Source organism: Mesobacillus subterraneus (assembly GCF_020524355.2).
Lineage (GTDB): Bacteria > Bacillota > Bacilli > Bacillales > Cytobacillaceae > Mesobacillus > Mesobacillus subterraneus_C.
In genome coordinates this window covers 1316981-1336387 of the sequence record NZ_CP129019.1, presented here as the reverse complement: position 1 = coordinate 1336387, position 19407 = coordinate 1316981, and the positions used below count along the sequence as shown (strand labels likewise).

General features: G+C 41.5%; 19 protein-coding genes. 5 read left to right on the top strand and 14 right to left on the bottom strand.

The window, feature by feature from the left end:
* Positions 1 to 29: 29 nt before the first annotated feature.
* The 5 genes from gpsB to LC048_RS06730 all read right to left on the bottom strand — a co-directional run bounded on the left by gpsB (position 30) and on the right by LC048_RS06730 (position 5415).
* Positions 30 to 329: a cell division regulator GpsB gene (gene gpsB / locus LC048_RS06755; protein ID WP_226602290.1), complete on the bottom strand. Its 300-nt coding sequence runs from the start codon at positions 327 to 329 to the stop codon at positions 30 to 32.
* A 132-nt stretch (positions 330 to 461) separates the two neighbouring features.
* Positions 462 to 1022 (bottom strand): SLOG family protein, encoded by a 561-nt coding sequence (locus LC048_RS06750; protein WP_226602289.1) that lies wholly within the window; start codon positions 1020 to 1022, stop codon positions 462 to 464.
* A 122-nt stretch (positions 1023 to 1144) separates the two neighbouring features.
* Positions 1145 to 1459: a CotD family spore coat protein gene (locus LC048_RS06745; protein WP_226602288.1), complete on the bottom strand. Its 315-nt coding sequence runs from the start codon at positions 1457 to 1459 to the stop codon at positions 1145 to 1147.
* Between the two features lie 386 nt (positions 1460 to 1845).
* Positions 1846 to 3123 (bottom strand): ribonuclease H-like domain-containing protein, encoded by a 1278-nt coding sequence (locus LC048_RS06735; RefSeq protein WP_306049798.1) that lies wholly within the window; start codon positions 3121 to 3123, stop codon positions 1846 to 1848.
* Between the two features lie 15 nt (positions 3124 to 3138).
* Positions 3139 to 5415: a DEAD/DEAH box helicase gene (locus tag LC048_RS06730; protein WP_226602285.1), complete on the bottom strand. Its 2277-nt coding sequence runs from the start codon at positions 5413 to 5415 to the stop codon at positions 3139 to 3141.
* A gap of 200 nt (positions 5416 to 5615) precedes the next feature.
* Here LC048_RS06730 and LC048_RS06725 point away from each other — a divergent pair, with 200 nt between their 5' ends.
* Complete coding sequence (locus LC048_RS06725) at positions 5616 to 6308, top strand: Crp/Fnr family transcriptional regulator (protein ID WP_226602284.1); 693 nt, start codon at positions 5616 to 5618, stop codon at positions 6306 to 6308.
* 207 nt (positions 6309 to 6515) lie between these two features.
* Here LC048_RS06725 and hcp read toward each other — a convergent pair whose 3' ends face one another.
* Positions 6516 to 7817 carry a hydroxylamine reductase gene (gene hcp / locus LC048_RS06720; protein ID WP_226602283.1) on the bottom strand — a complete coding sequence of 434 codons (1302 nt, stop codon included), beginning with the start codon at positions 7815 to 7817 and terminating at the stop codon, positions 6516 to 6518.
* 225 nt (positions 7818 to 8042) lie between these two features.
* On the opposite strand from hcp, the gene LC048_RS06715 reads away from it, so the two are divergent.
* A complete protein-coding gene (locus LC048_RS06715; RefSeq protein WP_226602282.1) occupies positions 8043 to 8519 on the top strand; it encodes an Hsp20/alpha crystallin family protein in 477 nt (158 codons plus the stop codon).
* 746 nt (positions 8520 to 9265) lie between these two features.
* On the opposite strand, the gene LC048_RS06710 is transcribed toward LC048_RS06715, so the two are convergent.
* A complete protein-coding gene (locus LC048_RS06710; protein WP_226602281.1) occupies positions 9266 to 9844 on the bottom strand; it encodes a YppG family protein in 579 nt (192 codons plus the stop codon).
* Positions 9845 to 10035: 191 nt separating this feature from the next.
* Here LC048_RS06710 and LC048_RS06705 point away from each other — a divergent pair, with 191 nt between their 5' ends.
* Complete coding sequence (locus LC048_RS06705; RefSeq protein WP_226602280.1) at positions 10036 to 10233, top strand: YppF family protein; 198 nt, start codon at positions 10036 to 10038, stop codon at positions 10231 to 10233.
* 50 nt (positions 10234 to 10283) lie between these two features.
* Here the strand turns inward: LC048_RS06705 and LC048_RS06700 are convergent, their stop codons facing one another.
* From LC048_RS06700 to LC048_RS06690, 3 genes are all read right to left on the bottom strand, one after another.
* The gene (locus LC048_RS06700) at positions 10284 to 10634 is read right to left on the bottom strand and encodes a YppE family protein (RefSeq protein WP_306049797.1); all 351 of its coding nucleotides are present in this window, start codon (positions 10632 to 10634) and stop codon (positions 10284 to 10286) included.
* 149 nt (positions 10635 to 10783) lie between these two features.
* Positions 10784 to 11038, bottom strand: coding sequence for a hypothetical protein (locus LC048_RS06695; RefSeq protein ID WP_306049795.1), 255 nt, complete (start codon positions 11036 to 11038; stop codon positions 10784 to 10786).
* A 505-nt stretch (positions 11039 to 11543) separates the two neighbouring features.
* The gene (locus LC048_RS06690; RefSeq protein WP_371932048.1) at positions 11544 to 12530 is read right to left on the bottom strand and encodes a DUF2515 domain-containing protein; all 987 of its coding nucleotides are present in this window, start codon (positions 12528 to 12530) and stop codon (positions 11544 to 11546) included.
* Positions 12531 to 12653: 123 nt separating this feature from the next.
* Here LC048_RS06690 and recU point away from each other — a divergent pair, with 123 nt between their 5' ends.
* Complete coding sequence (gene recU / locus LC048_RS06685; protein WP_226602276.1) at positions 12654 to 13271, top strand: Holliday junction resolvase RecU; 618 nt, start codon at positions 12654 to 12656, stop codon at positions 13269 to 13271.
* Positions 13272 to 13302: 31 nt separating this feature from the next.
* Positions 13303 to 15843, top strand: a complete 2541-nt coding sequence (locus tag LC048_RS06680; protein WP_226602275.1) for a penicillin-binding protein 1A — start codon at positions 13303 to 13305, stop codon at positions 15841 to 15843.
* Between the two features lie 47 nt (positions 15844 to 15890).
* Here the strand turns inward: LC048_RS06680 and LC048_RS06675 are convergent, their stop codons facing one another.
* From LC048_RS06675 to LC048_RS06660, 4 genes are all read right to left on the bottom strand, one after another.
* The gene (locus LC048_RS06675) at positions 15891 to 16268 is read right to left on the bottom strand and encodes a YpoC family protein (protein ID WP_226602274.1); all 378 of its coding nucleotides are present in this window, start codon (positions 16266 to 16268) and stop codon (positions 15891 to 15893) included.
* Positions 16268 to 16918: an endonuclease III gene (gene nth / locus LC048_RS06670; protein WP_226602273.1), complete on the bottom strand. Its 651-nt coding sequence runs from the start codon at positions 16916 to 16918 to the stop codon at positions 16268 to 16270. Before nth ends, LC048_RS06675 begins: the two co-directional genes overlap by 1 nt.
* A gap of 113 nt (positions 16919 to 17031) precedes the next feature.
* The gene (locus tag LC048_RS06665; protein ID WP_226602272.1) at positions 17032 to 17739 is read right to left on the bottom strand and encodes a DnaD domain-containing protein; all 708 of its coding nucleotides are present in this window, start codon (positions 17737 to 17739) and stop codon (positions 17032 to 17034) included.
* 418 nt (positions 17740 to 18157) lie between these two features.
* On the bottom strand, positions 18158 to 19339 hold the full coding sequence (locus tag LC048_RS06660; protein ID WP_226602376.1) for a pyridoxal phosphate-dependent aminotransferase: 1182 nt from the start codon (positions 19337 to 19339) through the stop codon (positions 18158 to 18160).
* Positions 19340 to 19407 lie beyond the last annotated feature (68 nt).

Below are 19407 nucleotides of genomic sequence, written 5' to 3'. Positions count from 1 at the left end.
ATACATTTCAAAAACTAGCAAATACTGGATCAATCGTAAAGTTTATCGCCGAAAACATGCTTTTCTAGATTCGAAAGCCTTTTAAGGATATCGAAGTTAGTTGTACCAGCTGCCTGTGTACTTGGTCGGCGCGAAGCTTCGTCAAGCTGCTTTTTAAGACGCAAATTGTCCTGTTGAAGCTCTTCAATCTCCTGCTGCATCACTTCGTAGTCCTTGATGATCATATCAAGAAATTTATCAACATCTTCTGGTTTGTAACCCCGCATTGCTGTTTTGAATTCTTTTTCTAAAATATCTTTAGCATTTAACTGTATTTTATCGGATAGCATTCCATTCACCTCAATTATACCCCAATCGTCACATTTATTTTTTCAAAAACAAGGCGATTTGTCAATTTTTCTTTTATAAGCATTTTACATGGCTACACAAACAGGGAAATTTCAACAGAGAAAGACTTTTAATTAAAAACCCTGCTGCTTCAATTGCTCCTCTTCAACGACCATTTGTAAATCATATAGTGTAATTAATCTTATATCATAATCGTTAGTTTCTTGATATCTTTTTGCCGTTTCATATATAAATTTTGGACTGCCTTCTTTTTCAGGGTCATAAAGCAGGACCAACAGGTCGCTTTTCTCTATAAAAAATTGATTCTTCAGCCTGAATTGCCAAGGTTTTTCGTAAGGCTTTTTAGTGATGGAATCAACATGGTCAGCTCCGGCCATAACGGATTCATACCACTCCTTGTTGGTCTCTTTCCATTTGTCCTCCTGATTAAGGAATGGTGTGAACACCGATAGTTTTAAGTCAGGAAATTCTTCCTGCAGCTCGAATACAGCCTCACCAGCCCATAATTCAACACCGAGCTGTCCGCTTATCATCACCCATTCAAGTCCTTCCTCAATTAATGGAATCAGGCTCTTCTTTATCGCCATTTTTATGTATTCAGCTGACGGATGATCATGCTGGAATACGCCAAGTTCAAAAGGTTTATACCCAGATATCGCAGCTACTTTTGCCATGTAATCTCCTTTAAAACAAATTATGAATAAATCCATATTGAAGGTATTCCCTTTTAGGAGTAAATATTACACCTGAAATTGTCAAAAAAACAAGGGCTACAAGAGCCCTTGTTGAAGTCATTTTATCGACCAAATCCTGGACCGCCGAATCCTGGCCCAAATCCTGGACCGCCAAATCCCGGGCGTGGTCTAGGACCAACTGGAGCCACTCCGCCTGGTACCGGACCAGGTCCGCCATAAAAATTCTGGTGGGTCACCTGATTAACCGTGGACTGTGTCTGCGGGAAATAATGAACATGATCGTAATTGATGTGATTTACGTTTGTAGTGTGTGTTGGATGAATATGCGGAACCACATTGTTTGTAAAGTTATGGTTTGTACAGCACTTTGTAGGATGAACTACTGCTGGCAATACATGTGTCGGCTTGCAGTGCATAGTGCATAACTCCTTTCATTTAGACTTATTGTTTACATTATCAGCCTATGAAGAAGTGATGCGTCTTGTACTAATGAAAACACCTATTTTTCATAAAAATCTGCAATGGATGCCCTTATTTGATTTTTATAGGAATGTGTAAAAGTTGTCCTTAAGACCGCTGAAAATAACAGCGATGAGAGTGATTACGACAAAATATAAAATTAATACCGCTTTGTACATCAAACCCGCCCCGTAATATTATATTCTTTTTTAACACCATACAATTTTACATTTTACAATGTCTAAACAATACATACAACAGGATATTACAGGATTTGAAAAGATAAATGTTAAAATTTTGTTACAATTCAAGTGTACTTGGCGAATTTTAGCATAAAACCAGTTTACTTTGGCGAATTTTGCGCTTGCCCGGGAAATTCTTTCCGGGCAATCCTTTGAATTCTTTTTTCAAGCTCCTGGATAAAAATCATGTCTTTTTTTGTTGTTCCCTTTTCTTCGCTGTGTATTTCTTCAGCAAGCGAGCAATACTGCAACGCCTGTTCAAGATTTTTCTCGCGGTGCTCGTAATGTTTGGCCAGCTCGATGCACGCTTCTTTACGCTGCTTTTTTGTCCCTTTGGCTGCACTTTCTTTCCATAGCGCAACCGCTTTATTCCATTCCTTATGCTTCTTATACTCAAAAGCCAGTGCATGCTTAGCTGAAACCGCTTCTTCATCTTGACCATCCAGCAGCCCAGTGAATGCTTGCTTGGCTTTACCTGACTCACCAAGGTATGAAAACCAGCGTCCAACCTCGTAAGTTTCCCGTGATGTTTGGGCCTTGTCCCTTCCGAGAATCTGGAAGGTTAAATGTGTATAGAGCGTCAATAATGACAGGATATCTGTTTCATTATGCTTAATGACACCCAGCAATCCTTCTGGGTTTTTTCTCTCCAGAAAGTCAAAATATATCATTGGCGCCAAAAAGCCAGGAATGTCATCCTTTCTTTCAAGACCTAATATCTCTTGTTCCACTATGCTCAATTTCATCCGCTCAATTTTATGCTTCCATAATCTTCGCGCTGCATGGTACAAATCAAAATGGTCAAAGGAAGGCAGTTTGGGCACATGGTCACGGACAAGAGTGTGCCTCGTTTTGACCTGTGGCCAATCGAAGGCTTTGCCATTGTATGTAACCAATGTCGTGTAATCAGCATTTGTCAGAAAGCTCTGGTAAAGAGCAACTTCCGCTCCTGGATTCGGCAGGATATGCTGTTTCAACTTCACTGAATTCCCTTCTATGGATGCATGGCCAAGCAGGAAGATGGTGTTGCCTGCTCCTCCTCCAAGACCTGTTGTTTCGGTATCAAAAAACACCAGATCCAAAGGAGTGTGACCGGCTGCAGATAGCGGATGCTTCGTTCCCTCCTTGTTCCAGAGCGAAACAGCCTCGATCAAGTCGCCGAATCGGTAATGCCCATGCTGGTGATCAAGCGGATAACTGACTTCCCTGACCAGACAATATTGATCATCAAAATAGAAGGGGGAAACCTGTTGCTGCTCCCATATTTCCATATACGGAATTTCCAGAGTTTCTTTAGCTTCGGCCGGCATAGGCTTTTGTTTTTCAATTCCACTTTGTATATGAGGCTTTAACCGGTTTAATTTATTCTTAAGGCTCATTCTCCCCCTCCTCCCTTACACTGCTGCTTCAAGGAACAGATCCAGCAGCTTCACTACGTCCTTTTTTGAATGGATCGATGTGGTATCCGTGCCAATGCATGACGGACATCCGTCAGAGCACTGGCAATGCATCACCATTTCCTTTGCTTGATTGAGGATTTCTTCGATTCCGGAATAGATTTTCTCGCTCAAGCCAATTCCTCCAGGATAGCGGTCATAAAAGAAGATGGTCGGCTTTTCATTATGAGCTGCTTTCACCTGCGGGACTACATGGACGTCAGATGGGTCACACATCACGAACAATGGGGCGATATGCTTCAATGCCTGTGATGCACCTATCAGCCCTTCCTCGAGCCTGTCATGGCCAAATTCGGACAATTCCTTGTTGAGCGATATCCATGCTGAGCTTGTATGAAGTTCCTCTTCCGGAAGATAAATCGGTCCTGAACCGATATTTTCATGAGTTTCAAACCTGATCTTCTTGAAAATCGTTGCCATCGCTCTAACGCTGACATCTCCAAAGCCGATTTCTGATTCAGCATTGCCCCTCACCTTATCTTCCTCAAGAACGCTCAATTGAACTGCGAGATTTGCATCAGTAAAATAATCAACATCAACTTCACGGACATAGGCCTTTTTTTCCTCCCAATCAAGCTCTTCCACCTGGAATTGGATTCCTTGATGCAGATAAATGGCTTCTTCGTGCAGAAGCGTCATGGCTGAAAAAGTATCCATTTCGCCAATCACTCTGACATTGGCTACATCTGACTGGTCGATGATTACCACATTTTCCTGTGAAGCTGAACGAAGGCTGATATTGTGAGCGGGGAATGCATCATTCATCCAGAACCATTTGTCACCGTTTTGGTGAAGAATACGCTCCTCCGTCAAATAATCAAGTATCTCCTCAATTTCTGCAGCTCCAAAAGTGTCACCTTTTTTGAATGGCAATTCATAGGAAGCACATTTGATATGATCGATAAGGATAATTAAATTATCCGGATTGATCCTGGCAGTTTCCGGACTGCGGTTGAAAAAGTAATCGGGATTCTGGATAACGTACTGATCCAGCGGACTGGAGCTGGCCACCATGATGACAACAGACTCCCCGTGGCGCCGTCCTGCCCTTCCAGCCTGCTGCCAGGCACTTGCAATCGTTCCAGGGTAACCGTTCATGATACATACCTGAAGCTGTCCAATATCGACACCAAGTTCCAGCGCATTCGTGCTGACAACCCCGTATATATCACCTGAGCGTAGGCCCTTTTCGATTTCACGCCTTTCTGTCGGAAGGTATCCCCCCCGGTATCCTCGGATAGCCTTTGGTCCCAGCTTATGCTTGACCAACTCCTGAAGATAAGTCAGCAGGATTTCAACCCTCACTCTGCTTCTTGCAAACACGATGGTCTGGATCCTATTTTTTAAAAATTCACCTGCGAGCCTTCTTGTTTCAAGGGTTGCACTTCTGCGAACATTGAGCGGAATATTGACAACTGGAGGATTATAGAACAAAAAGTGCTTCCTGCCTGAAGGAGCTCCATTATTATCGATCAGAACCATACCCTTTTCAGTCAGACCTTCAGCAAGCTCCAGCGGGTTCGCTATCGTCGCAGAGGTACAGATGAAAACAGGATCGCTTCCATAGTAATTGCAGATTCTCTTTAGTCTTCTGATGACATTTGCCACATGGCTGCCAAAAACTCCCCGGTAAATATGCAATTCGTCGATGACTACATACTTGAGATTCTCAAACAAGGATACCCATTTTGTATGGTGCGGCAAGATCGCAGAGTGGAGCATGTCCGGATTCGTAATAACGATATGCCCTGCCCTCCTTACCTTTTGACGGATATTAGAAGGAGTATCACCGTCATATGTATAGCTGTTGATTGCCAGCTCCGCTTCCTGAATCAGCTCGTTGATCTCACTCTTTTGGTCCTGTGCCAGTGCTTTTGTCGGGAACATATATAGCGCTCTTGCGTTCGGATCATCAATGATTGATTGAAGTACTGGCAAGTTATAGCACAGTGTCTTTCCGGAAGCTGTAGGTGTGACAGCCACAATACTCTGCCCATTCATGATTTGGTCATAAGAAGACTTTTGATGTGTATACAAGCGGGAAATGCCACGTCTATCTAATGCTCTTTTCAGAATCTCACTCAATCCCTCTGGCATTTCTTCAGTTTGGGCTTCTTTCTCCTCAATCGTATGCCAGTGGACTATATTTTTCTTTACCGATTCACTAACCTTTAATTCTTGCAAAATCTCTTGCATGTTTTTCCGGACTTTCATAGCGTTCACCTCGTTATTCTTATTTTAGCGAATAAACGTTCGTTGCAAAAGATAAAAGTTCAATAAATCATATTGCTATTTTTTTGCATCCACCTTTTAGATTATCTTTTCTACCAAGCTTGGAACAATCAGTTATGTCAATTAATACAACCTTTTGCTAAAATAGAAGGGACATACAGTAGCTAATAGAGGTGTTTCTTTTGGATAAAATTGAAATCAAAAGTATTCTGGCCAGGTTTTCTTTGTTCAGGGACCTTGATGACTATGAACTTGAAAAGATTGTGGATATATCCATTTCACGAGAATGGCAGAAAAATAGTCATATTTTCATGCAGGGCGATCCGCTCGAAAATGTGTATTTTATTAATGAAGGAAAAGTGAAAATATATAAAAGTGATGCCAATGGCCGCGAGCAAATAGTGGCTATTTTGAAAAAAGGAGAAATGTTCCCTCACGTAGGATTTTTCAGAAAGGGCGGATATCCAGGTTATTCTGAAGTACTGGAGCAGGCAAGTCTTGTTGTCGTACCGATTTCGCAATTTGAGAAAGTTTTGGTTGATAACCCTCACTTAAGCATCAAGGTATTCAAAGTACTTGGAGAAAAAATCGTTGACCTTCAAGAAAGACTTGAAGCACAAATCCTGAACAATACTTACGAACAGATTATTAAGCTTTTAATCAGATTGGGTGAACTTCATGGCGAAAAACAGGAAGACGGCACAGTTCTGTTAAGGGCTGATTTCACCAATAAAGACCTGGGCAATATGATTGGGACGACGAGGGAAACGGTTAGCAGAACGCTGACCAAAATGAAAAAGGAAGAATTGATCACCACTGATTCCAATGGGAACATGATATTAGACCCGGACATATTGATGGATGAGCTTGTTTAATTTACTAGTAGTTGGGCAAACCCACTACCATCTTTTTTACTAGCATATGAATAAGGAACCCGAACAAAAGACAAACGTCTCGAGGGGCTAGGCCGCTCGAGCTTGATGAAAAAAAAACTGGATTGTTTTCGACATCGACATCTTTTTATCATTTCCCAGTATATAAAAAACGCCCGGAGCAATATTATGCTTCGGGCGTTCATATTATTATTCAGTTTTGCTTAACCCCATCATTGTTTCCAAATCTTCCTGTGCCGTTGTGATCAACTTCAGATTGAAGGTTTCCTGAAGTACTTCCATCACTCCATCAGAAATGAATTCTGGCGGCTTAGGCCCAATGCGAATATCCTGGATTCCGAGACTGAACAATCCAAGCAGGATTGCTACAGCCTTTTGCTCGAACCAAGAAAGGACGATACTTACAGGCAGATCATTTACTTCACAATCAAACGCATCAGCCAATGCCTTAGCGATTTTTACAGTGGAAACAGAGTTATTGCACTGTCCAAGATCCAAGTATCTAGGAATATCAGTTCCAGGAACCACTCCATAATCCACATCATTGAATCGGAACTTTCCGCAAGAAGTTGTCAGGATAACAGCTTCTGGAGGTAGTGATGTTGCAAGCTCACGGTAGTATTCTCCGCCTTTACCTGGAGCGTCACAGCCTGCAATCACAAAGAATCTCTTGATCTTTCCGGACTTTACTGCTTCGATGACCTCTGGAGCCAGGCCGATCACTGTTTCATGATGGAAGCCTGTCACCAATGTTTCTTCAGATTCCATATTCGCCTCAGGAAGCTCCAAAGCTTTTTCAATTAGCATGGTGAAATCATCATTCTCTATTTTTCTTACATTCTCAAGACCTGTAACTTCATAAGTAAACATACGGTCTGCATATGAACCTTTGATTGGCATTACACAGTTTGTCGTAGCCAGGATTGCTCCTGGGAACTTTTCAAACAAGCGGCGCTGGTCAAACCATGCTTTTCCGATATTCCCCTTAAGGTGCGGGTACTTTTTCAATGCCGGATAGCCATGCGCTGGAAGCATCTCTGAGTGAGTGTAAATGTTGATGCCTTTTCCCTCTGTTTGTTTAAGCAATTCTTCAAGTGCGAATAGGTTATGCCCCGTTACAACGATGCATTTTCCTTCAATTTTATTCTGGCTGACTTTTACAGGCTGAGGGATACCAAGGCGGCTTGTATGTGCTTCATCCAGCAGCTCCATCACGCGAACCGCTGATTGACCAACCTTCATAGCCATGTCGATATGTTCTTGTACATTAAAGTTTGAGTTAGTTAATGTCATATATAATGCTTCGTGGGTTGTTGCGTCAACAAATGGATCAGTAAAGCCAAGCTGGTTGGCATGTGTTCTATATGCTGCGATCCCCTTTAAAGCAAAGATCATAGTGTCTTGCAGACTTGCAATTGTTTCATCTTTTCCACATACACCAACAACTGTGCATCCTCCTGTTGGCGTTTGCTCACACTGGTAACAAAACATATGTGTATTCCCCTCTTCTGCGTTATTTACTGTTTTTAGCATACCGAGGATGAAATTATGGTTATGTGACCTAAATCACACTTAAGGCATTTTTCACAAAGTGTTCAAAAAGGTAAGGCGATGGAATGAAGTGTCATCAAGGAAATAATAGCTCAATCTTGAACATGGACATTCTTCTCAACATAACCTATTTATATGAATTTCTGCAGAGGAGGATGTGCATCGATGGCAACCAACAATCCTGACCGACCAAAAAGACATGAAGCCCTTGAACAATGGTTTAAATCCGTAAACCAGCTGATGCAGGAGAAGCCGGTAAAAGGCATACTCCAAAGTATTGATGATTTTTTCAGACAGCCCTTTCCGCATTCACCCTTCAATGTTGGGGTGCAAGAAACAGAAAAGGAATATATTGTGACAGCAGAATTGGCAGGAGTTAAAAGAGACCAGATTTCCATAAATATAATTAATAATTCGCTGACAATACTGGTCAATCAAACTGACGTCACTTCGGAAGTCAATGAAGTCTCAAAAACGGAGAGGCACATGGCTGCGGCGCGGCAATTAAGCAGGACGATCCCCTTTTCAGTTCCGGTCAATGAAAGAAAGACCCGCGCTTCCTATCGAAACGGTCTACTTGAAGTCAAAATCACAAAAAAACAAGGCAAGAAGATTGATATATTGTCAGATCACGTTGAATGAAATGATAAAACTTTTATCGTACCCTTATACCAGACGAAACCCTCGTATAAGGATACGATTTGCCCTTTATCGTACCCTTATACCAGACGAAATCCTCGCATAAGGATACGATTTGCCCTTTATCGTACCCTTATAGCGGACGAAATCCTCGCATAAGGATACGATTTGCCCTTTATCGTACCCTTATACCAGACGAAATCCTCGCATAAGGATACGATTTGCCCTTTATCGTACCCTTATAGCGGACGAAACCCTCGCATAAGGATACGATTTGCCCTTTATCGTACCCTTATACCAGACGAAACCCTCGCATAAGGATACGATTTGCCCTTTATCGTACCCTTATACCAGACGAAACCCTCGCATAAGGATACAATTTACCCTTTATCGTACCCTTATAGCGAACGAAACCCTCGCATAAGGATACGATTTGCCCTTTATCGTACCCTTATAGCGGACGAAATCCTCGCATAAGGATACGATTTGCTCTTTATCGTACCCTTATACCAGACGAAACCCTCGCATAAGGATACGATTTGCCCTTTATCGTACCCTTATAGCGGACGAAACCCTCGCATAAGGATACGATTTGCTCTTTATCGTACCCTTATAGCGGACAAAAACCTCGCATAAGGGTATGATCAAAAAACAAGCAGGCTAATTATTCGATAGCCTGCTTTTTTTTGTTCCTATAGCTTTCGATTCACCTCATAGTATTTCAGAAAATCTGGAAATCTCCATCTTAATTACACCTTAAACATTCCGCCTAGACCTTTGACGAGCGAAGACACCTGTGTCACGGCATTCATCATCTGTCCAGCAGTATCTACCATTTTGTTGACATCCAAATTTCCATCCTGGCTTTTGAAAGAGTTCATGATTGACTGCAAGCCAGAGGGCTGTTTAGGCATGAACGCATATTGTGGGTATGGGTTGAAGTTCTGATAATCCGCTTGTGGATTATAGTACCCGTAGATGGGGTCTCCCTCAGGCTCAAGCGGGTTTTGGAAAAGCATCTTAGAATAGTCATTCTTGTTCCCGCCCATTTGGTTAGGCTGATTCCAATAAGGATTCGCTTGCTGCATATTTGGATTCATAGGGTTGACCTGCTGCATATATGGGTTCACCGGGTTCTCCTGCTGCATATATTGGTTTTGCCAATTTCCTGGCATCCCATTCCAATTTGGATTGTTATACTGTTGAGGGAGCGGTTGCTGCCGGTTCAAACCTTGGTTATTCCCATATATATAATTTAGATCTGGATTATAATGGTATTCCCACCATTGTGGATGATTGGCATTCATATTGTTTCTGCGGCCAAACATGGCGAACATCCTCCTCCAAGTTTTCATTACGATATTATATGTTATTGCCGCCCAGTTGGTGATAAGGCTGGAAGGCACTTCCGATTTTGTCTAACGATGAAATATGTTGTCGGAAGTTTCAATTTTTGAAAAATAAAAGACAATTCCAATTTTATGATACGATTATTTCAAATGATGGAGGAGGATGAAAAATGAACGTTCACGAACTAAAAAATCTATTTGCCGAGACAAAAGAATGCTCTTCGGAACATGTAAATGAATTGCTCGATTTTACTAAAAAATCTTACATTCAGAATGAGATTACCATTTTAGAATACCGGAACCTGGTTCGTGAGCTGGAATTGCAAGGAGCTTTCATTCCCGAGGATCAGAAAGAAATATCGATATAAAAGGATTGAAGCACCAGATCAATAACAATAGATCTAGTGCTTCTTTATTTTCACTGCTTTGCTTTCTCAACGGCAATGATCATGCTATTTAATATGAATTCAACGGACTGAATCTGATCAAGGAATCTTTTCTTGCTCGTTTCAGGAAAAAAAGCCTGGACAGAAATGACTTCCAGATAGTCGGCCGCAGTTTCAATTTGATTAGCATGTAGATTCTTTGGTCTATTTTCCCTAATCCATTGGCTTGCTAATGCTCTCCATGAATCTGCTGCCAATTTCACCTCATCAGCGAATGGCTTTACTTCTGAATGAAAGTCACCCCTGACTCCCTCTTCCTTTGAAAGATGAAATCGTTTATGAGCTATTTCCACATCAACCAGCAGTTTTTTTGGATAATGCAAGAATGTTATTTTCCATTTCCACTTTAATCACACTTTCTTTGAATCTAATTTATTGTTTGTTAATGGCGTTAGTTCTCTCAATGGACTTAAACAAAAAAGCAGCCTTCTGTTAAGAAAGCTACTTAAATATGAATCCATTCTAATATAAGTTAAAAACTTAATTCAAGTTTTAAGGAGGATTGCTCTGACTTTGCTTGTAATTCAGTTTTTATGAATTGAGGCAGCTTGCCTTCCATTCTGTCTAAAAAAATGCCGGTTTCTGATAACTGTGATGAATGTGTCAGGCACATCGTTTCTCGTATTTCCACCAAATACTCATGCAGGTTGATATCCGTCTCTTCAAGGCTATGGTCCATATCAGTCAACATCCCTAAAATCTCTTCTTTTTCAATTCCTGGTCTCATCGGTCAATCTCTCCCAACTATAGTTATTTTAAGGTCTAGCAGCATGCACCCTGCTGAACGACAACGAATCCTCTATGAGGAAATATAGGAACTTACCTGTAAATTCTACTTATTGTTGAAACCTCCTTCACCGTTGACAAAACTAGTAGCAATTCGGCAAACAAAGTGGTTTTCAGCATCAATCTTTACAGCCTTCGACATTCAATTGCCGAATGAAAAAACAGCAAATGAACAAACTAATCTCGGGAGGTGTTCACATGAATAAGAAACAACAAAAAACTGCTCAGCAGCCCAATAAAATGGCTGAGAAGAAAACAGGCTATGGCGACAAGAAGCTGGAAGGACCAAACCGACCTGCAGAGTGAGACATAATGCTCCCGCGCCTCGAACTGCTTAACGCTTCTCGCAAGATACTCACGGGAGCTGTCTTGGGGATGAAAACCGGCTAGACGCTGGAGCTGGATTAAACAAAAAGCAAGGGAGCTCCCTTGCTTCTTTGTTTGGATCAATTTGAAGTGAACAATTCCTTTACCGATATCATGGCATGTAATTGTTTTTGCTTTTTTTTATACCACTTCGTCAAGTGAACAGGATGTTTCTGATTGAGTTCCTTGCTAAACCACCTCAGGTGAAATTTCCTCTCCTCATACCAGTCACCCTGTTGATGGAAATGATGCTGAATGATTGGATAAGTACAGCGAAGAAATGGAGTGTCTCTTTTTTTATCGTGAGGAAAGTACTGTTCATAGTCATGTCTTGAAGCAGTATGTTCTGTTCGGACCGCAAATTCCAGAAATAAGGGATAATACCTTTGATCAAATAAAATTGAAGCAAGCCTCTTCCCAAGATTTATTCTTTTACTCACAGATTTAAATCCATTCACGCTTGCCCCGTAGAGTTCTCCCTCACATGTTGGAAAAAGGACAGTGCTGAAATGCAGATAATCTTCAAAGGAAAACATCATTGTGTTAAATACTCTCTTTTTATAAACCGGATGTTTTATAACTGGCTTATGAATAACATTCTGTTCATTGATGATTAATGCGGTCAACAATCTTTTTTTATCTCCACGCTCCCAAAATAGCTGCCATTCTTTTTCCATAAACGTGGAAACGTCCAGGAATTTCAACAAATGAAACATTGGTGTTTTTTTTTTCGTCGAATAAGAGTATAGAGTGAGCTGCGAAAAGGCATCGCGGAATATCAGCCAATTGGCCCTTTCATATGTGAGGAACAACCGCTGGCGTATAGGAGGAGCCAGCATCTTTGGGAACCACTCACCCTCAAGGTCACACATACTATAGCCGCCATTCCTTGAAACCATGCTGGTCAGGAACGCCCAGATCATTTCGGGATACTCAAGATAAAAATCAAGATACGCTTTAGTTCTAGAGATATTGTCCAAATTCAGCTCATCAGTTTCAAGCCTTATTTTTCGGATGATCTCAGCTTCATGGTCAGGAAGCTGATGAAATTGAGGATTTTGGGTTATTGACACACCTTTTCTCTTCCTTCTCTATAGGTTCTTTATAGGGTGAATTGAAATGAGGCTTTTTATTCAACCAAAATCTGTTGATATTTGGTATGATATAGAGTAGTCTGCGAGGTGGTCAGCTTGATATTCAATTATCCAAATGGGAAAAAATATTCACCAAACACAAATACAGAGCCAGCAAAGAAAGCCAGGGTTCAAAAAAATGCAGCCTATAGTAATAGAGGAATGACATTGGAGGAGGACTTGAATGAAACAAACTCCTACTATGTGGACCGGGGCATAGCGGTCATCCATAAAAAACCGACACCCGTTCAAATTGTTAATGTGGACTATCCCCGCAGGAGTGCAGCTGTTATAAAAGAGGCATACTTTAAACAAGCTTCTACTACAGACTATAATGGGATATACAAAGGAAGGTACATCGATTTTGAAGCGAAAGAAACTAAGTTTTCAACATCTTTCCCTTTGAAAAACTTCCATGAACATCAGATTGTCCATATGAAAGCTGTGCTTGAGCAAGGAGGTATATGTTTTGTTATCCTCCGTTTCTCCTCGGAAGAAGAGATCTACATGCTGGAAGCGAGCCATTTGCTGACTTTCTGGGAAAGAATGAAAAATGGCGGCAGAAAGTCAATCACAAAGGAAGAAGTCATCGAATTTGGTCATCCAATCCCCCTTGGTCTTCACCCAAGGATTGACTATATAAAAGTTATCGATTATCTTTATAAACTTAGTTAGTTTTTTATTGCGAGAAAGGAATGAACTATATATGGCACAAAAACCTCAAACTAGAGAGGAGCGCCGAAAGCAACAAGCAGCCAAGACAAAGAAAACAAAAGGCAAGAAAGCGAATAAAGGAACCTTCAAGAAAATTTTCCTAACGCTGATTGCCCTTGGCATCATCGGCATGTTGACCGGAATCGCTACCTTCGCATTCATGATACAGGATACACCAAAACTCGATGAGTCCTTACTCAAAGACCCTATCTCTTCAAAAATCTATGATAAAGATAAAGAGCTTGTAACTGAAGTAGGCTCGCAGAACCGGGATTATGTAGCTTATGAGGATATACCAAAGCTAGTCGAAAACGCCTTTTTAGCGACAGAGGATGTAAGATTCTATAAACATAATGGGATTGACGTCATCCGTCTTGGTGGAGCGGTTATAGCCAATATAACTGACGGGTTTGGATCCGAAGGTGCTTCCACCATTACACAGCAGGTTGTCAAAAACTATTTCCTTGGGTTTGAAAAAACGATCTCAAGGAAAGCACAAGAAGCATGGTTAGCTTACCAGCTTGAACAAAAGTATACAAAGCAGCAAATCTTTGAAATGTATGTAAATAAAATTTATATGTCAGAAAATATGCATGGTGTCCTGACTGCATCAAAGACATACTTTGGCAAAGATGATTTAAGTGAGCTTGAGCTTCATGAAGCTGCACTGCTTGCAGGTATGCCTCAGAGCCCTAATAATTACAACCCTTTTACGAACCCTGAAAAAGCGGAGAAGCGAAGGAACACTGTATTATATTTGATGCATCAACATGGGTTCATTTCACAGGAAGAGAAAGAAAACGCCCAAAAAATCCCTGTTGAATCCAGCCTAGTGAAGGAAGAAAACAGAAATAACAAGAACGAAGAACCATTCGATGCCTTTATTGACATGGTAATCGAGGAAGTTACAGAAAAAACCGATTTTGATATTTTTTCCGATGGACTTGAGATTTATACAACCTTGGATCAAAGCGCACAAAAGCATGTAGAGAGTATCCTGAATACAGATTCAGCGGTACAATTCCCTAATGATGAAATGCAGGCTGGCATTACACTTCTTGATACGAAAACCGGGGAAATACGCGCGATTGGCGGCGGCAGGAAACAGCAGGTCAAGCGAGGCTTGAACTATGCAATAGATGTTAAAAGACAGCCTGGGTCAACGATTAAGCCAATCCTAGATTATGGCCCTGCAATCGAGCATTTACGATGGGGTACCTACCATATGCTAGAAGATAAGCCAATGACCTATTCCAATGGCGAACCGATCGGTAACTGGAACGACAAGTACAACGGGATCATGACGATGAGGATGGCCTTGGCCAAATCCATCAACATACCAGCCCTGCAGGCTTTCCAAGCTGTCGGTGATGAGAAAGCCAGAGAATTCGGTGTCAATCTTGGTTTGACTTTAAAAGACCCTATCTTCGAATCTGCTTCAATCGGTGCACATGAAATTGCGCCGATCGAAATGGCGGGTGCCTATGCGGCATTCGGAAACAATGGTTTCTTTACAGAGCCATACTCTGTGAATAAAATTGTCCTGCGTGATAAGACAGAAATTGATTTGGCCCCTGAAACTGAGGTGGTCATGAAAGACTATACTGCCTTTATGATTTCAGATATGCTTAAAACGGCCATCAAGCAAGGAACTGGTGCAACTTACGCAAACATTTCCAACCTGCATGTGGCGGGTAAAACCGGAACAACAAATTACACACAGGATGAAATTAATACATGGGGCATTAATAATGGCGGTGTTCCAGATTCCTGGTTTGTAGGCTATACAACAAGGTATACTGCATCGGTATGGACCGGTTACAATGACAGAAAGACCGCATTGTATGGAACCGAACAAAAAATATCACAGATGCTTTTCAAGGATCTGATGACCTATGTTTCAAAAGATGTAGATACTCCTGATTTCACCGTACCAAAGAGTGTTGAGAAGGTTAAAATCGAAAAAGGCACAATGCCTGCAAAACTAGCCAGTGAATACACTCCAAAGGATGAAATTATTTATGAATGGGCAGTCAAGGGCAATGTACCAAAGGAAACTTCCAAGAAGTTTGAAAAGCTCGAAACTCCTTCAAAGCTTGAAGCTAAATACGATGAAACAAAAAATGAAATTCTCCTGAGCTGGGAATTCAATCAGGAGAATAAAGAAGATATCCAATTCGAGGTGACCGCATCCCTTGATGAAGGTCCTGAGCAAACACTGACCACTACTGCAGAGACAGGCTTAAAAATCGCCAATGCAGTTCCAGGCGGAATTTATTCATTCAAAGTCACAGCAATACGTGGTGAACAGCGATCTGATCCAGCCACTCTAAAAGTTGAAGTTCCAGAACCATTCCTGCCAGAACCAGAAGACGGCCAGAAAGAAAAAGAAGAAGATGAGAAAGATGAAGGAAATGAAAATGGTCAAGGGAATGGGACCGGAACTGGGAATGGAAATGGAAATGATCCCGGTAACGGTGACGGTGAAGGAAATAATAATGGTAACAACAATGATGATGGAGACGACGACTGATCTCCATCCCAGAACTCAATAAAACAATAAAAAACAAACGTTCTGACTCAATCAGGACGTTTGTTTTTTGCTCTATTTAAAGCCACATGTTTGGCAAACTGTTTTTCCTGTTCAGCGAACAATTCAGCAAGTTGTTTATAAGAATGAAAAAGTTTGGGTCTTGATATGATAAATTCAAGCCTTTCTTCTACGTTCACCGGTTTGATTTCACAGTCTGTAATCGAACATAAATCTTGATTCATGCTATTTGAAAGATAAAGGAACTGTTCAAATAGATCAATTGCCCTCTTCATCCACGGCAGTGCCCTGTCGCTATCTCTGTTCTTGAAGTGAATATCTAGTTCATCTTTGCACTGGCCCCATTCACCTAGGACCCTCTCCACTGCTTGTACATGATCCTGAGAGGAAATATTTGTTCTTTCCATTACGTTTTGGCTCTCATTCTTTTTTTGCCCTCTCTGCACACATCCAGTAACGGACATGTTTCACACTTAGGATTTTGGGCTTTGCAATGGTATCGTCCAAAGAAAATCATCCTGTGATGAGTAATGGACCATTCTTCCTCAGGAATCTTCTTCATCAGTGTCTTCTCAACCTCGAGAACTGAATCCTTCCAGCGGCAAAAAGCCAGGCGCTTGCTGACACGCTCCACATGTGTATCAACTGCAATGGCAGGAATACCGAAAGCGACTGACACCACGACATTGGCAGTTTTACGCCCAACGCCAGGAAGCTTCGTCAATTCATCCCTGTCCTGCGGAACCTCTCCTTCATACTCATCAATTATCATCCTGCAAAGCTTTTGGATATTTTTCGCTTTATTGCGAAATAATCCAATTGACCGGATGTCCTGTTGCAGTTCTTCCAATGAAACACTCAAAAAATCCTCAGGACTTTTGTATTTTAGGAATAAGTTTTTGGTCACCTTATTCACCAATGCATCCGTGCACTGAGCAGATAGTGCGACTGCAATCACTAATTCAAAAGGGTTTGAATGGATCAGCTCACAATGCGCATTTGGGAACATACTTCCCATTTCATCAAGGCAAAACCTGATCTCCTGTTTATTTAACATATATCTCACCACATTCCTAAATTTACGATTTCTATATAAATTATTTCAGTCAAGACATCACGCCCAGAAAAAAACCTAAAAAAAGAGAGAATGGTTGAATTCTCTCGTTGCAATTACTGTTCAAGCCAATTATAAAATGGAACAGGATTCGCAGAAACTTTAGTTTCTTCCTTCCCTGTCTTTTGAGCACTCTGGTGCTGCCTGAATTTCCTTCCATAACTTTTGGCTTGTTCGATCGTCTTGATTCCATTCTTCTTCCATTCAAAAAGAATCCGGTCTATGTACCGAAAATTCAATTTTCCAGAAATGACAGCTTCTCTTAAAGCAGCTTTAATGATGATAGGGTCATGGTGATCATCATCCATCCACATTGCCAGTGACTCACATTCAAATGGTGATAATGGCCGTCCAAATTCCCTTTCAAACGCTGTATATAAATCCGTTTCTTCCTTCTGATTGGTCAACTCTTTTTCTTGTTTCCGTTTGAGCATAAACTGATCAAACAGCTTTTCCCACAGTGGTTCCAGTGAATATTTTTCATATCTGATTCCGTCCGTGGAATTCCCGTCACTTATCGATATAAACCCTCTCTGAATCAGTGCTCGGAGCAAATCTGTACATTCGAAAGCTGATATCGTCATTCGGGCTGCAAGTTCTGTAGGCGTAGGAAATTCATTTCCTTTTTCAGAAAAATAGAATACATGAAGTAATAATGCTAATTCTTGTTCGTTCAATCTCATTTCTTTGTACTGCGTAAGCAATGCAGCAGGAATTGTAACATTCCCCTCTTTCAGCCAATCTAACATATCTGCTTTTTTCATTCCGGACACCTCTTTTCATAGTATAGCATGAACAAGCCCGGCTGGTAATAAAATAGAAAAAGATTAAAAAGGGAAATTAGTCGAAAAATAACGAAAAGCAAGGCCGTTACTTCCCAAAATAAAACATGGTTCCCTAAGAAAAGCGCAAGCGCCTTGGTCAGCCCCGACTAGCGCTGGAGGGCCGACCAGTGAAGTCGCTCTTTGACTTCACCTGAGCGGACCGAAGCGACTCGAGGGGGTAGGCGCTGGAGCTAGACACTAATCTAAGTGAAAAAAGTTTATACTTTTTTATTCAGTAAAATACAACAAGACCCGCAATGAACGGGCCTTATCCATGGGTGTGTAATTTGTGAACAATGCAAGAGATCTCTAAAACTTGGAAAACGGATAATCAGCCGTTGATTCTCGGTTTCCTTTTTTACACGCGGCTTTCAACAAAGTGGTGAATTCTGCTGATCGCTTCCTCTAACTGGTCAAGGGATGTTGCGTATGACAGTCGCATATAGTCAGGAGCTCCAAAACCCGAGCCAGGAACTACCGCGACATTCGCTTCTGTCAGCAAGACTTCTGCAAACTCATCCACATCCTTGCAGCCTGCCATAAGTGCCGCTTCTTTTGCATTTGGGAACAGGTAAAATGCTCCCTGAGGCTTTATACAGCTGAATCCCGGTATTTTATTCAGCTTCGCATGAATGATTTCCAGTCTTTCTTCAAAAGCCGTACGCATTGTTACTACAGCAGCTTGTGACCCTGCATAAGCTGCTATCGTTGCATACTGGGCAGGAGTCGTTGGATTCGATGTACTATGGCTTGCAAGGTCGGTCATTGCATTGATGATTTTACTGTTCCCTGCTGCATAACCGATTCTCCAGCCTGTCATTGAATGGGATTTGGAAACGCCGTTGATGATGATCGTCTGCTTTTTAAGATCTTCTGAGAGCTCAGCAATTGAGATATGCTCAGCATCTCCATAAATTAACTTTTCATAAATCTCATCAGAGATGATCAGGATTCCATACTCAAGACATACATCACCAAGAGCCTTCAATTCTTCTCTGGAATAAACCATTCCGGTAGGATTGCTCGGGGAATTGATGATAACCGCCTTTGTCTTGTCGGTGACCTTTTCCTTTAGTTGTTCAGGGGTGATTTTGAAGTTGTTCTTTTCAATCCCTTCCACGTAGACAGGAGTTCCTCCTGCAAGCTTCACCTGCTCAGGATAGCTGACCCAATAAGGAATCGGAATGATCACTTCGTCACCCTCATCAAGAAGTACCTGGAAAAGGGTGTACAAGCCATGCTTAGCGCCGCTTGTTACAATGATTTCATTCAACTGATATTCTAGTCCTTGATCAACTTTTAACTTCGTTGCGATTTCCTTTCTCAACTCTGGCAGACCGCCGGCTGGTGTGTACTTAGTGAACCCCTCATTCATTGACTTAGCAGCAGCATCAATAATATGCTGTGGTGTATTAAAGTCAGGTTCTCCCGCTCCTAGTCCTATCACGTCTTTCCCTTGTGCTTTCAATTCTTTTGCTTTTGCGGTGATTGCCAATGTTGATGAAGGAGTTAGTGCTCCCACTCTGCTGGCTAATTGGATCTCCATCCCTTTCCCTCCTATTGTTTACATATGGCTATTATTAATTTCTTAATTTCGTATTGTCCATC